Origin of the sequence: Massilia putida (genome assembly GCF_001941825.1) — a bacterium.
Classification (GTDB): Bacteria; Pseudomonadota; Gammaproteobacteria; order Burkholderiales; family Burkholderiaceae_D; genus Telluria; species Telluria putida.
The window spans coordinates 801,123-814,904 of the sequence record NZ_CP019038.1; the positions used below are offsets into that span (position 1 = coordinate 801,123).

Sequence of the window (13,782 nt, forward strand, 5' to 3'; positions counted from 1 at the left end):
GTACCACGCCGGGCCGGCTCGGTTGCCGGTCTTGTTGGATTCTTGTGAAGACTGGAATTGGAAACGTTTCCAACGCGGAGACGAAAATATAGCCCGGTTTCGCCGGTGCGTCAAATCGAATCGTGCGCGACTTTGCGCGTGCCGCCCGCCGGCCGACACAGGCGAAAGACAGCTGCTACACTCACGCGATTGACCCGTCACCGACACTTGAACCGACCATGAAGCGTGCAAACAGCGGCCTCGTATATTCCACCGACGGGGGACGCATGTGCCCCGAATGCCGGCGTCCCGTCGCCTCGTGCACGTGCAAGGCCGCGGCCGTGCCCGCGGGCGACGGCGTCGTGCGCGTATCGCGCCAGACCAAGGGCCGCGGCGGCAAGAGCGTCACGCTCGTCAAGGGCCTCGCCCTCGATGCCGCCGCCCTGGCGTCGCTGGGCAAGCACTTGCGCACGGCATGCGGTTGCGGCGGCACCGTGAAGGATGGCGTGATCGAGGTGCAGGGCGACCACTGCGACCTCGTCATGGAAGTGCTCGAGAAACACGGCCATCGTGCGAAGCGCGCCGGCGGGTGAGCCGGCTCAGAACAACGCCCCCTGCGGACTGGTCAACCGGGCAAAACTGTCATCCAAAAACGGCAGGATGCCATCCGCGACGGGTTCCAGCTGCTTCGTCAGATAATGCTCGTAGTCGATGGGCGTGCGGCGCGTGTCCAGCGTGTCCAGCGGTTCCGGGCCGGCCGTCGTCATCACGTAGCGGATCCAGCCACCGTTGCGGTATTGCGCCGGCCGGCCCTGGCGCATGTGGAATTCGTCGGCCGCGCGCGCCGCGCGCACGTGCGGCGGCACGTTGCGCTCGTACTCGACCAGCGGCCGGCGCAGGCGCTTGCGGTACACGAGCTGCTCGTCGAATTCCCCGCGCAACGTACGCGCCACGTAGTCGCGCACATAGTCCTCGTACGGCTCGCCGCGGAACACGCGGCCGTACAGCTCCTGCTGGAAGGTCTGCGCCAGCGGCGTCCAGTCCGTGCGCACCGTCTCCAGGCCCTTGAAGATCATCTCCTCGCTGCCGTCCGCGCGGCGCACGAGGCCCGCGTAGCGCTTCTTGCTGCCCTCCTCCGAACCGCGCACGGTCGGCATCAGGAAGCGGCGGAAATGCGTCTCGTATTCCAGCTCCAGCGCGCTCTCGAGCTTCAGCTCGGCCAGCAGATGGTCGCGCCACCAGCCGTTGACGTGGTCGACGAGCGCGCGGCCGATGCGCTCCGCCTCGTCCTCGTCGTGCGCGCGGCCGAGCCACACGAACGTCGAATCGGTGTCGCCGTAGATCACCTGATAGCCGCGTGCCTCGATCAGCTCGCGCGTGCGGTGCATGATCTGGTGACCGCGCATCGTGATCGACGACGCCAGGCGCGGATCGAAGAAGCGGCAGCCCGTCGTGCCCAGCACGCCGTACATCGAGTTCATGATGATCTTCAGCGCCTGCGACAGCGGCGCGTTGCGTGCGCGCTTGGCGGCATCCCTGCCCTGCCACACGCGCGTGACGATGCCGGGCAGGCAGTGCTGCGTGCGCGAAAAACGCGCGCCGCGGAAGCCCGGCACCGTGTCCTCTTCCGGTTCCTCGAGACCGGCGACGAGGCCCACCGGATCGATCAGGAACGTGCGGATGATGGACGGGTACAGGCTTTTGTAGTCCAGCACGAGGACGGAATCGTACAGGCCGGAACGCGAATCCATCACGAAGCCGCCCGGGCTGTCCGCCCCCGGCACGTCGCCGATGTTCGGCGCCACGCGCCCGAGCCGGTGCATCAGCGGGATGTACGCGTGCTCGAACGCGGCCACGGAACCGCCGCTGCGGTCGGCCGCCAGGCCCGTCACGCTGGCCCGCTCCAGCAGGAAGGTCATCAGGCCGGACTTCTCGAAGATGCGCGTGACGAGCACGCAGTCCTGCAGATTGTAGGTGGCCAGAGCCGGCTTGTCCTCGTCGAACATGCGGTCGATTTCCGCCATGCGGTCGTACGGGTTGTCGATGGACTTGCCTTCGCCCAGCAGGCTTTGCGCCACGTGCTCCAGCGAGAACGACGGGAAGCTCCACGTGGCCGAACGCAGGGCCTCGATGCCGTCGATGACGAGCCGCCCGGCGATCCCGGCGAACCAGTGTTCCTGCCGCCCGCCGTGCTCGCGCCATTCGATGGCGCTGCCGTCGCGGCCCAGGCGCAGCGGGCGCTGCATCTGCTGCGCATGCTGTTGCAGGATGCGCAGGTCGAACTGCACGAGGTTCCAGCCGATGATGGCGTCCGGGTCGTAACGGCGGATCCAGTCTTCGAGACGGTCGAGCAGGTCGCGGCGCGTGGCGCACACCTCGTAGTCGAAATCGAGTGCGGACGCGTCGCCGTTCGCGGGGCCCAGCATGTACACCTGGCGCTGGCCGCAGCCTTCCAGCGCGATCGAGCGCAGCTCGCCCTGCATGGTCGTCTCGATGTCGAGCGAGACCGTCGACAGCACGGGGCGATAATCCTGCACGGGTTTCAACTGCGCGTCGACGAGCAGCAGCGGGTCGGCCGCATTGGGCGTGCCCGCGAACGCGACGGGCGCCGTGATGAAGCGCTCCATCAGGTAGCGTTCGGGAGGTCGCACATCCGCCTCGTAGACGTCGATGCCGTGCTCGCGCAGGCGCTTCTCCAGGCGCAGCAGGTGGCGGTACTGCGTGCAGTACAGGCCAAGCACGGGACGGTGGCGGAAGTCGCACAGCGACAGGTCGCGCAGCTCGGCGCCCCGTTCGCGCTGCAGCAGCAGGCGCGCCGTATCGCCCAGCTCCGCCGGGATGAAGGCGACGGCCGGCTGCGGCGCGATGCGCACGCGCCGCGGCCCGCCTGGGGTCGCGAGCCAGAACTCGACCTCGACGCCGGCGTCCGTGTCACGCCAGTGACGCGTCAGCAGAAAGCCTTGCGTGTCCATGATGTCAGGCAGTCGCGAAGCGTGCCAGCTCCGCTTCCGTGAAACCGGCCCGGCGGCGCGCCTCGACGTTGAAGGGTCCCTTGAGCACCGGAGCCTTGTACTGCACCGTCAGCGCGTCGTACGTCGCCACCGGTTCCAGGCCGCGCTGCGCGCACAGGTGGAAATACCAGCGGTTGCCGATCTCCACGTGACCCACTTCGTCGCGCAGCAGCACGTCGAGGATGCGCGCGGCCGCTTCGTCGCCGGCCTGCGCCAGCTTGGCGCGCAGCGGCGGGATGGCGTCCAGGCCGCGCGCCTCCATCGTGCGCGGCACGAGGGCCATGCGCGCGAGGACGTCGCCGCTCGTCTTGGCGACCATCTCCCACAGGCTGTCGTGGCCGGAAAAATCGCCGTACGCGCAGCCGAGCGTGCGCAGGTGCGCCGCCAGCAAGGTGAAATGATGGGCTTCTTCAAACGCCACGCGCAGCCAGTCGGTGTAGTAGGCGTGGGGCATGCCGGGGAAGCGCCAGACGGCGTCCAGCGCGAGGTTCACGGCATTGAATTCGATGTGGGCCAGCGCGTGGACGAGCATCGCGCGGCCTTCCGTTGTGGCCATCGAGCGGCGGCCGACGAGGCGCGGCGGCACCAGTTCCGGCCGCGCGGGACGGCCCGGGATCGCGGCGGCGCCGGCATCGAGGGCCGCGGCCGTGTCCAGCGCACAGACCCCGGCGCGGCTTGCCTCGGCAAGCGCCGCGACGCCCCGCGTCTTGGCGACCGGGTCGGTCTCGATCAATAACTCGAGCGCGCGTACGCGCAGCTCTGGCGGGAGCGCCATCGTGGTCCTCTGCGACAAAAGCCGGCAGTTTACCATCTGGCGCCCCCTGGCGCGGGTGCGCCCTTACTGCTGCTGGACCGGCGTCGTGCTCTGCGGCGGCTGGTTGGGCGCCTGCATGTCCGACTGGTCCGCGCGCGGCGGCGGCAGGCCGCTCGTCTGGCCGGTGGTCGGCGCGACGGCGTCGTCCTTGCCGGTGACGGTCCCCGCACCCGAGCCGGTGGCGCCGGTGCTCGAGCTGCCGTAGGCGGTGGCGCCCGGCTGGGTGGCGGTGGCCGGCGCGGCGGGCGTCGTCGAGACGACGCGTTCCGTCACCTCGCCGCGCGGGGCCGCGGCCAACAGCTGCGGCGCATGCGCCATGTCGTGCTGGTAGATCTGGCGCGCCTGTTTCAGGCAGGCGGCGCGGTTGCCGGACGCCTGATGCTTGCACGCCGCCTGCTGCTCGGCGTACGCGGCGCTGATTTCCTTCTTCAGCGTGGCCATGCGCTGGGCCTTCGTCTTGTCGCCCTGCGTCCACCGCGCCGGATCTTTCACGGCCTTGGGGTGATTCTCGGCCAGTGCGGGCACGCTGGCCGCGCACAGCGCGCACGCGATCCATGCGCCGCGCAGGATACTGGATGCTTTACTCATCACGACCTCCTGATACCGTAGAAAAGGCGACGCCACCCGGCGTCAGCCAAAACCCCGTCGAAATGACGGGCACGGGCTCAGTATAGTGCCACCGAGCGGATGACCTGCGTTCCTTTCCCCTTGTCAAATAAACAGCGGAAGTTTCACTTCTGAAAACGCCGCCATACGAATATTTCATAGGTGACGCGAAAAATGGATGGGGTCGCGGCCCCGTTTCCTGCCTAGAATCCGGAACTTGGTCGCTTGACAATAACAATACGGAAACCGATGAAGCAAACTTCTTTCGCCCTGGCGGCCGTTCCGGCCCCGGGTTTTACCCTCGCGAATGGCGCCTGAAGCGCGGAAACACGCGCGATTCTCTACCGAGACAACCTCATGAACCTGATCTCCCGCCTAGACTCCATCGTCTTCCTCATCTACTTCGTCGTGGTCGCCGGCTATGGCCTGTGGGTCTACCGCCGCAAGAATTTCGGCAAACACGGGGCGAACACCTCCGCCTCGCACGACTACTTCCTGGCCGAAGGCTCGCTCACGTGGTGGGCCATCGGCGCCTCGCTGATCGCGTCCAACATCTCGGCCGAGCAGTTCATCGGCATGAGCGGCTCGGGCTTTCGCATCGGCATGGCCATTGCCGTATACGAACTGATGGCCGCCGCCACCCTCGTCATCGTCGCCGTGTTCTTCATGCCGGTCTATTTGAAGAACCACATCTACACGATGCCCCAGTTCCTCGAGCAGCGCTACGGCAAGGCCGTCGCCACGACGATGGCGCTGTTCTGGCTCGGCCTGTACGTCGTCGTCAACCTGACCTCGATCCTGTACCTGGGCGCGCTGGCCATCGGCAGCGTCACCGGCATCGGGGTGCTGCCCTGCATGCTGTTCCTGGCCGTGTTCGCCGCCATCATCACGCTGGGCGGCATGAAGGTCATCGGCTACACCGACGTCATCCAGGTCACCTGCCTCGTCATCGGCGGCCTCGTGACCACGTGGCTGGCGCTGGACCTGGTCGCGAAACTGGGCAACGGCCACGGCGCGCTGCAGGGCTTCTCGACGCTGTACGACACGACCCGCGACCACTTCGAAATGGTGCTGGGCCGCGACAACAAGAACTACATGGACCTGCCGGGCCTGTCGACGCTGATCGGCGGCATGTGGATCGTGAACCTGAACTACTGGGGCTGCAACCAGTACATCACGCAGCGCGCCCTCGGCGCCGACCTGCCGACCGCGCGCAAGGGCCTGCTGTTCGCCGCGTTCCTGAAGCTGTTGATGCCGATGATCGTCGTCATGCCCGGCATCGCCGCGTTCGCGCTGGACCGTGCCGGCGTGCTGGGCGACGCGATGCGCGTGGGCGGCGAACTGAATCCGGACCGCGCGTATCCGACCCTGCTGGCGCTGCTGCCGTCGGGCCTGAAAGGCATCGCGTTCGCCGCGCTGACCGCCGCCGTCGTCGCCTCGCTGGCCGGCAAGGCCAACTCGATCGCCACCATCTTCACCCTCGACATCTACCAGAAGCGCTTCCACCCGGACGTCGGCGAGAAGAAGATGGTGTGGATCGGCCGCATGACCGTCATCGTGTCGATGCTGCTGGCCGTCGTGATCGCCCCGCTGATGGGCATCGACAAGAAGGGCGGCTTCCAGTACATCCAGGAATACACGGGCTTCGTCTCGCCGGGCATCCTGGCCATGTTCCTGCTGGGCTTCTTCTGGAAAAAGACGACGTCCAGCGCGGCGATGTTCGCCACCATCGGCGGCCTGGTGTTCTCGATCATCCTGAAATTCCTGCCGGCGATGATGGACCTGTCCTTCCTCGCGCCGATCGGCTTCGCCCACGACAACGGCGCGGGCGTGTACGAGATCCCGTTCCTGGACCGCATGTTCATCGTGTTCTGGCTGGTCGTGGCCGGCATGGTCCTGCTCTCCACCGTCTTCGCCCGCGGCAAGGTCAAGGCGCTGATCGTCGATACCAAGCTGTTCAAGGTCGACGGCGCGTTCGCCCTCGGCTCGGCCGTCATCTGCGTGGTGCTGGCGACGATCTACGGCATGTGGTGGTAAGCACCTCCACGTAAAAACGCTCGGTCGACGAGATCCTCGCGATCGGCGAGCGCGAGGGCTGGCGTGCCGTGCCCTGCTCGCGCGGCGGCGTGTTCGACATGGTCGAGCTGTGGCTCGAGAACAGCCTGATGTTCGAGGTGCTCACGCCGGAAATGCGGCACGATTACCGGACCGGGTGACCATGGACATGTGGCGCCTCAAGCGCCACGCGGAGCCGCTGCCGGCCTGATTCTGCGGATTGCCGGGACGCCGGCCGCGCGCCCCAGTTGCACGTGATCGAAGCGCTCGCCCGCCACGTCGTCCAGCACGACGGGCGGCCGGGCATCCGGCGCGGCGGTGCGCAAGTCGGCATGGTGCACCTCGACGTTGCGCGCATGGCGCACGTACAGGCCGTACGCGGGCGTGACGCCGAACATGCTGGGTTCCGGATAATGGTCCGGCTGCTCGGGCGGCGCCCGCCTCGCATCCGCAGCCGTGCCGCCGCCGCCGTACACGATGGTGATGTTAGCCAGCCTCACGTCCTCGACGGGCGCTTCCGGCAGGCCCGCCACGATGGACGCATACGGCGCGTTCGCCTGCGACACGACGACATTGCTGATGTTGATCCTGCGGATCGCACCGACGGGCGAGCCGGCGGGGGCGCGCAGGCGCCGGCCGAGGCGGATGAACAGCGGCGCCGTCGTCAGGTCGCGCATCGCGAGGTTGTCGACGGTGACGTCCTCGATGACGGCGCCGTCCACGCTTTCGATGGCCAGGCCGCGGCAGTGCTCGAACACGCAGTTCGCGATCGCGATATTACGGAAGCCGCCGTTCGATTCCGTGCCCAGCTTGATGCGGCCGCACACGCCCTCCTCGTCCGGCGCCTTCACCTGCGTGGTCTTGAACGTGCCGTCCAGCAGCGATCCGAGGTCGAAGCCGGACACCTGGCACCCCGTGATGGCGACGTGCTCCGTGAAGCGCGCGCGGCCCAATGCGTAGGAACTCTTCAGGCAGATCGCGTCGTCGTTCGGCGTGTTGACCGCGCAGTCGCTGATGCGCACGTTGCGGCAGCAATCGATGTCGAAGCCGTCGCGCTCCGTGTCGACGGTGACGTTCGCGATCGTCAGGTTGTCGACGCCGGTCGCCAGCAGCGCGAAGTGGCCGCACTTGAGCATGGACACGTCGCGCAGCAGCACGTTGCGGCAGTTCTTCAGCGCGATCGCCTTGTTGCCCTTGCCGTCCATCTCCGCGCCGAACACCGTGCCGGCGCGTGCGCGCTCGCCCATCGGATCCTTGTCGCCGAGCGAGGACGGCATGTCGCCCGCCTTCGACGGCCGGTTCGCGCCGGGCCCCGAACGCGTGAGGCCCCGGCCCCAGATGCGGCCGGGGCCGAGGATGGCGATGCCTTCCAGATTCTCGCCCCAGATCAGCGAGTTGTGCCAGTGGCTGTGGCCGAAGTCCTGGTAGGCGTCGTATGCGTTCGGCTCGGCGGCGTCGTAGCGGCCCGGGTCCCGCGCCGGATCGGCCGCGACGATGACGCTGCCCGCATCGAGGTACAGCGCGACGCGGCTTTGCAGGCGGATCGAAAAGCTCAGGTAGCGGCCCGCCGGAAAGCGCACCGTGCCGCCGCCGGCGGCGCCGGCGGCCGCGATGGCGGCGTTGATGGCGTCCGTGTCGAGCGTCATGCCGTCGCCGCGCGCGCCGAATGCGCGCACGTCGACGTCGGTGGACGACGCGCCAGCATACGCGGGACGCAGCGCGTTGGCGCAGGCGCCCGCGCCGAGGGCGAGCAGAAGGCGGCGCCGGGCCGTGCCGGCGGCTGTCATCGGATAGTCACGGTTCATGATACGCACCACCATAACACCGCCGCGCCACGCCGACTGCGCAAGTTGCTGATCGGTTGGATGGGTAATTTTCTTCAATACCGGCCCGGCGCCGCCCGCTATCGTCTGCCGCATCCCTCAACATGAAAGGAAACGCAGATGAGCATGTTCGCCTCGATGGCCGCTTTCGCCCTCGCCACCTCCATCTCTCCCGGTCCCGTCAACGTCGTCGCCCTCGGCAGCGGTGCCCGCCACGGCTTCGGGGCCAGCCTGGCCCACGTGACCGGCGCGACGGCCGGCTTCTGCCTGCTGCTCGTGCTGGCAGGGCTCGGCCTGCACGAAGTGGTCAGCGCCTGGCCCCAGGTGACGGCCGTCGTGCGCTGGGCCGGTGTCGTTTTTCTGCTCTACATGGCGTGGAAACTGGCCGCCGATGGGGGCGAACTGGGCGCGTCGCACACGCCGGCGCGGCCGTCGATGCTGCAAGGCGCCGCCATGCAGTGGCTGAGTCCCAAGGCCTGGCTGGCCGCGCTGGCGGGCATGGGCACGTATGCGTCCGACGGCGACGCGGCGGCCGTCTGGCTGTTCGCGGCGATTTATTTCGTCGTGTGCTGGCTGTCGGTCGCCGCCTGGGCCTGGGCCGGCAGCCGCCTGCAGGCGTGCCTGGACACGCCGCACCGGGTCCGGTTCTTCAACCGCACCATGGCGGGCATGCTCGTGATGAGCGTCGTCTACCTGGCGGCGGCGTGACGATCAGTCCCGGTACTGGCCCGGGGTCGCGGCCGTCATCCGCTTGAAGACGCGCTGGAAATGGGCCTGGTCGGAAAAGCCGACGTCCAGCGCCACCTGGGCGATCGGCGCGCCCGCACGCAGCCGCGCCTTCGCGTACTGGATGCGGCGGTTCGTCTGGTATTCGTGCGGCGCGACGCCGTAGCGCTTCTTGAACGCGCGGATCAGGTAGGAGCCGGACAGGTGCGCGGCATCGCATAAGTCCTGCAAAGGCAGGGCGTTCGCGAAATGCGCGTCGATATATTCCGCGACCCGCTCCACCTTTTGCGTCACGGCTTCCGGATGGCGTCCCGGCGCGAGTTCGCCGTCCAATAGCGCCACGAAGTCGACGACGGCGGCCTCGCGTTCGGCCACGCCGCGCCGCGCATCCGTCAGCACGCCGAACAGCCGCACGCCCGCGTCCACCACGTGCGGCGCGCGCAGCGCGGCCTGGTCGTACGGACGAAACGCGGGATCGGACTCGCCGCGCAGGCGCGCCTGGACGCGTCCCAGCCAGACAGCATCAAGGTAAAACATCACATACGACCACGGCGCATCGCCCACCGGATTGCAGCCGTGGACGTCCCCCGGATTGACGACGACGACAGCCCCCTGCTCCACCACTTCCGCATGCGTCCCGTTGACGTACGTGCTGCGGCCGCCCGTGATGACGCCGATGGAATGCGTCTCGTGCCAGTGGCGCCCGTAGTGCAGGCCGCGTCCGTCCGCGACGCGGCGGGCTTCGATGAACGGCAAGGCGGGGTCGCGCCAGAAGGTCTGCTGCGCGCGGTGTCGGTCGGGTCGGGTCATGACCTATTCTAACCAAAAAAAAGCGCCCCGCAGGGCGCCAAAGTGCCGAAACCCGTCATGTCCGTCAGGCGCGCCAGGCCTGTGCGAACGCCGCGGCGCGCTGCGCCAGTTCGTCCAGCGTCACGCCGGGCGTGAACAGCTGGCTGCCGATTCCCGCGCCCGTGGCCCCCGCCGCCCTCCACGCGGGGATCCGCCCGGGCGTCACGCCGCCCACGGGCCACAAGGGCGTTGCGGCGGGCAGCACGGACTTCATCGCCTTGAGGCCGGCGGGGCCGATGGACTCGGCCGGGAACAGTTTCAATGCGTGCGCGCCCGCGTCCAGCGCGGCGAAGGCTTCCGTCGGCGTGGCGACACCCGGCGCGCACAACATGCCGGCCGCGCGCGCGTGCGCGATCACGGCCGGGTTGCAGTTCGGTGACACGAACAGCCGGCCGCCGGCCTGCGCGACGGCATCGACGTCGGCGACGCTCAGCATCGTGCCGCCCCCCACGATGGCGTCGGGCGGCGCCATGTCGACGAGGATGCGCATGGCGTCCAGCGCGCCCGGCCGGTTCAGCGGCACTTCGAGCATGCGCCAGCCGGCGTCGAACAGCACGCGGCCCACCGCGGCGGCGTCGCCGGGGTCGAGGCCGCGCAGGATGGCGACGAAGGGCAGATCGGGGAGATTCATGGGGACATCCGGTCCAGGAAGCGCGCCAGCGCGGCGCAATACACGCGGTCCGGATCGAGGCCGGAGAGCGTCATGCCGAAATGAGCGGCGGCGCGCGCGTAGCGGCCCCGCAATGCGTCTGATCCGATGCAGGTCAGCGGCGCGTCGCCGCCGGCCGCGACGAATTCGGCGCCGACGAGCAGGCCGCTGACGAACGACCGCGCGTGCGCGGCCGGCATGCCGCCCGTGACGACGCGGGCGCGCACGCCGAACAGCGCGTTCGACAGCGGCGCGCCGCGGCGGGCTTCATCCAGGCCGGCGGCGAAGGCGCCATCGTCGCCGCCGTCTTGCGCCATCAGCGGCGCCAGCGTGCCGTGCGCGGCCAGGGTCGCGAACAGTTCGCCCGTCATGAACGTGGCGATGCGCCGGACAACGCCATCGGCCAGGAGCACCCATTTGCTGTGCGTCCCCGGCAGCACGAACCAACCGTCGCGGCGACCCAGCGCGACGGCGCCCAGCAGCTGGGTCTCTTCGCCGCGCATCACGTCCACGTGTCCGCCGCGCTGGGCGTAGCCGGGAACGACCAGGCAGGGGCGTGGGGCACGTGGATCGTCGATGCGGGACACGTGGTCCGGCAGCGCCTCCAGCGGCACGTTGACGTCGAGATAAGGGACTTCGCGCCAGCCCTGGGCGCTGCCCACCATGCCGGAAGCCACGACGGGAATACCCGGGCCCACGTCCAGCGCGGCCAGCAGTTGTGCGAACGATCCCGCGAAATCGGGGCGGGCGGCCAGCATGCCCTGGTCGTCGGCCCGTTCGGCCAGGCAGGTGCCGGCCGCGTCGACGAGGTAGGCGCGGCGGTTGCTCGTGCCCCAGTCAATGCCGAGCAGGCGCGGGGCGGTAGGTGGCGCGGACGTATCCATCCCGCCATGCTACCCGCACCACGGCCCGTCCACCCATCGCGTGTGTGCGCGCTGCTATCCGGATTTGATATAGGTGACGCGCGCCGTCGGCTTGGGCCGCGTCGCCGTCTCGCGCAGCGCGCCCAGCATGGCTTCCGCCGCCGGCGACAGCTGGTGGTGGCGGCGCGTGATGATGCCGTAGACGTCCATGCGCAGATTCAATTCGTACGGCAGCACGGCCAGCAAGCCGCTGTCCAGGTAGGGTTTCACGAGTTCCACCGACATCGGCGCGACCATGTCGCTGCCCAGCAGCAGCGTCGTCACGACGGGGAGCTCGGCCGTCGACACGGTCTCCGCCGGCTGCTCCAGGCCCTGCGTGAGGAACAGCGCCGCGATCCGGTCGCGCACCATGCTGCCGGCCGGCGGCACGATCCACGCCTGCCGCGCCAGGTCGGCCAGGTCCAGGCCGCGCGCGCCCAGCAGCGGGTGGCCGGCCCGCACGATCAGGCAGTGCGGCTCGTCGGTGATGGGCTCGAAATGGAATTCGTCGGCGATGGCGCCGTCGACGATGCGGCCGATGACGATGTCCAGGTCGCCCGCGCGCAGGCGCTCGACCAGCTGCTTGCTGCTGTCCACTTCGATCGACACGTTCAGCCGCGCATGGCGCGACTTGAGCAGGGTGACGGCGGCGGGCACCAAGGTCGTCGACGGCGTCAGGATCGCGCCGACCGCGACGCGACCGCGCAGGCCGGACATCAGTTCCATCACTTCCTGGTAGGCCGCGTCCATCTCGGCCAGAGAAGCGCCGGCGCGGCGGATCAGCACCTTGCCGTACCAGGTCGGCTCGACCCCGCGCGGCAAGCGCTCGAACAAGGTGACGCCCAGCGCGTGTTCCAGCTCGCCGAGCAGCTTCGACGCCGCCGGCTGCGTCAGGTTCGCGGCCTGGGCGGCCTGCATGATCGATCCGTGCCGGCCGAGTTCCACGAGCAGGACGAGGTGGCGCGTCTTGAGGTAGGCGCGGACGAAGCGGTCGGAACGTGGATCGGACATGGCTGTGCGGCGTGAGCCTGGAAAGTTTCCATAATGATAGTTGCCCATCCGTTCAGGGTCAAACCCCGGGCGGGTGGGCCGTATCCGGAATAACACTTAGTACGCCGGACAAACCTGCCGGTTGTCCCTGAGGTACCAAGGTCGTACACTGGGCACTTCCGACCGGGCATCTCGACATGACAAAGTTTCTTATCTCGTTCCCTGCAAGTGCGATGGATGTTCCTGCCGAAGACATGCCTGCGGTGAGTGATGCGTCGCATGCGGTCATCCGGGAAGCAAAGGCTGCCGGGGTCTACGTGTTTGGCGGCGGCATCAACAGCGAGGTCGCGCCGGTCGTCGTTGCCGCGGACGGGAGCCGCACCACCGGGACATACCCGCAGACCAGGGAGTTCGACGGCGGCTTTTGCGTGCTCGAGCTTCCGTCCAGGGCAGATGCCGTGCAATGGGCGGCCAGGCTCGCTGCGGCCTGCCGCTGTGCCCAGGAGCTGCGCGAGTTCTACTACGATCCTGACAGCTGACATCGGCCGCTGCCGATTCAGTCGTGATAAACCTGGCTCCTGCCCCCATCCACCAGCAGATCCGTCGCGTTCACGAACCGCGCCTCGTCGCTGGCGAGGAACAGCGCCGCGTTGGCCACGTCCTCCGGCTCCCCGATCCAGCCGCACGGCAGCAGTGCCGCCTGCCGGCTGCGTTCCGCTTCGGGGTCGGGGCAACTGGCCAGCCAGGCCTCGATCCGCTCCGTCATGATCAGGCCAGGCGAGATCGAATTCACGCGGATGCCCCGCGCCGCGTACTCGACGCCGAGCGAGCGCGTCAGCCCGATCAGCCCGTGCTTCGCGACGGGATAGGCAAAACAACCCTTGATCACCTTGTGGCCGTGCACGGACGCGATGTTGACGATGCTGCCTCTGCCTTCCGCCAGCATCGCCGGCAGCACGGCGCGGCAGGCGTTCCAGGCGCCGTCCAGGTCGAGCGACATGCAGCGCCGCCAGCCCTCCGCGTCCAGTTCGAGCGGATCGGCGAACACGTTGACGCCCGCATTGTTGACGAGGATGTCGATGCGGCCGAAACGCTCCAGCGCCAGTTCCGCCAGGCGCTCCGTCGCGCCGGGGTCGGTGATGTCGGCCTGGACGAACAGGCTGCGCATACCGCCCAGCTCCCCGCTCAGCGCCTGCGCGGCGGCATCCATGACGTGGCTGTTGATGACCACGCGCGCGCCTTCGCGCACGAACCGGCGCGCCACGGCGGCGCCGATACCCATGGTGGAACCGGTGACGATCGCCACCTTCCCTTCGAGTCGTCCGTTCATCTGTTCCTGCCGCTTCCCTGGTGTTGCATGTTTTTATATACCATGCAT

Annotated in this window: 13 protein-coding genes; 4 read left to right on the forward strand and 9 right to left on the reverse strand. The window is 68.5% G+C overall.

Going from position 1 to position 13,782, the window contains the following annotated elements:
* Positions 1-218: 218 nt before the first annotated feature.
* The gene (locus tag BVG12_RS05955; protein WP_075791617.1) at positions 219-572 is read left to right on the forward strand and encodes a translation initiation factor Sui1; all 354 of its coding nucleotides are present in this window, start codon (positions 219-221) and stop codon (positions 570-572) included.
* Between the two features lie 6 nt (positions 573-578).
* Here BVG12_RS05955 and BVG12_RS05960 read toward each other — a convergent pair whose 3' ends face one another.
* The 3 genes from BVG12_RS05960 to BVG12_RS05970 form a co-directional block, all read right to left on the reverse strand.
* The gene (locus BVG12_RS05960) at positions 579-2,951 is read right to left on the reverse strand and encodes a DNA polymerase II (protein WP_075791618.1); all 2,373 of its coding nucleotides are present in this window, start codon (positions 2,949-2,951) and stop codon (positions 579-581) included.
* 4 nt (positions 2,952-2,955) lie between these two features.
* Positions 2,956-3,765 (reverse strand): ferritin-like domain-containing protein, encoded by an 810-nt coding sequence (locus BVG12_RS05965; protein ID WP_075791619.1) that lies wholly within the window; start codon positions 3,763-3,765, stop codon positions 2,956-2,958.
* A 63-nt stretch (positions 3,766-3,828) separates the two neighbouring features.
* Complete coding sequence (locus BVG12_RS05970; protein ID WP_075791620.1) at positions 3,829-4,392, reverse strand: hypothetical protein; 564 nt, start codon at positions 4,390-4,392, stop codon at positions 3,829-3,831.
* 375 nt (positions 4,393-4,767) lie between these two features.
* Between BVG12_RS05970 and BVG12_RS05975 the strand changes: the two genes are divergently transcribed.
* Positions 4,768-6,447, forward strand: a complete 1,680-nt coding sequence (locus BVG12_RS05975) for a sodium:solute symporter family transporter (RefSeq protein ID WP_075791621.1) — start codon at positions 4,768-4,770, stop codon at positions 6,445-6,447.
* A gap of 197 nt (positions 6,448-6,644) precedes the next feature.
* On the opposite strand, the gene BVG12_RS05980 is transcribed toward BVG12_RS05975, so the two are convergent.
* Complete coding sequence (locus BVG12_RS05980; RefSeq protein WP_218921047.1) at positions 6,645-8,270, reverse strand: rhamnogalacturonidase; 1,626 nt, start codon at positions 8,268-8,270, stop codon at positions 6,645-6,647.
* 138 nt (positions 8,271-8,408) lie between these two features.
* Here BVG12_RS05980 and BVG12_RS05985 point away from each other — a divergent pair, with 138 nt between their 5' ends.
* Positions 8,409-8,996: a LysE family translocator gene (locus BVG12_RS05985; protein WP_075791623.1), complete on the forward strand. Its 588-nt coding sequence runs from the start codon at positions 8,409-8,411 to the stop codon at positions 8,994-8,996.
* Between the two features lie 3 nt (positions 8,997-8,999).
* Here BVG12_RS05985 and BVG12_RS05990 read toward each other — a convergent pair whose 3' ends face one another.
* From BVG12_RS05990 to BVG12_RS06005, 4 genes are all read right to left on the reverse strand, one after another.
* On the reverse strand, positions 9,000-9,824 hold the full coding sequence (locus tag BVG12_RS05990; protein ID WP_075791624.1) for a helix-turn-helix transcriptional regulator: 825 nt from the start codon (positions 9,822-9,824) through the stop codon (positions 9,000-9,002).
* A gap of 64 nt (positions 9,825-9,888) precedes the next feature.
* Complete coding sequence (locus BVG12_RS05995) at positions 9,889-10,494, reverse strand: 2-dehydro-3-deoxy-6-phosphogalactonate aldolase (protein ID WP_075791625.1); 606 nt, start codon at positions 10,492-10,494, stop codon at positions 9,889-9,891.
* Positions 10,491-11,396, reverse strand: a complete 906-nt coding sequence (locus BVG12_RS06000; protein WP_075791626.1) for a 2-dehydro-3-deoxygalactonokinase — start codon at positions 11,394-11,396, stop codon at positions 10,491-10,493. The genes BVG12_RS05995 and BVG12_RS06000 overlap by 4 nt, the downstream gene beginning before the upstream one ends.
* 54 nt (positions 11,397-11,450) lie before the next feature.
* Entirely contained in the window at positions 11,451-12,425 is a 975-nt protein-coding gene (locus BVG12_RS06005) for a LysR substrate-binding domain-containing protein (RefSeq protein WP_075791627.1), read from the reverse strand.
* Positions 12,426-12,601: 176 nt separating this feature from the next.
* On the opposite strand from BVG12_RS06005, the gene BVG12_RS06010 reads away from it, so the two are divergent.
* The gene (locus BVG12_RS06010; protein ID WP_075791628.1) at positions 12,602-12,943 is read left to right on the forward strand and encodes a YciI family protein; all 342 of its coding nucleotides are present in this window, start codon (positions 12,602-12,604) and stop codon (positions 12,941-12,943) included.
* A 17-nt stretch (positions 12,944-12,960) separates the two neighbouring features.
* On the opposite strand, the gene BVG12_RS06015 is transcribed toward BVG12_RS06010, so the two are convergent.
* Entirely contained in the window at positions 12,961-13,734 is a 774-nt protein-coding gene (locus tag BVG12_RS06015) for an SDR family oxidoreductase (protein ID WP_075791629.1), read from the reverse strand.
* Positions 13,735-13,782 lie beyond the last annotated feature (48 nt).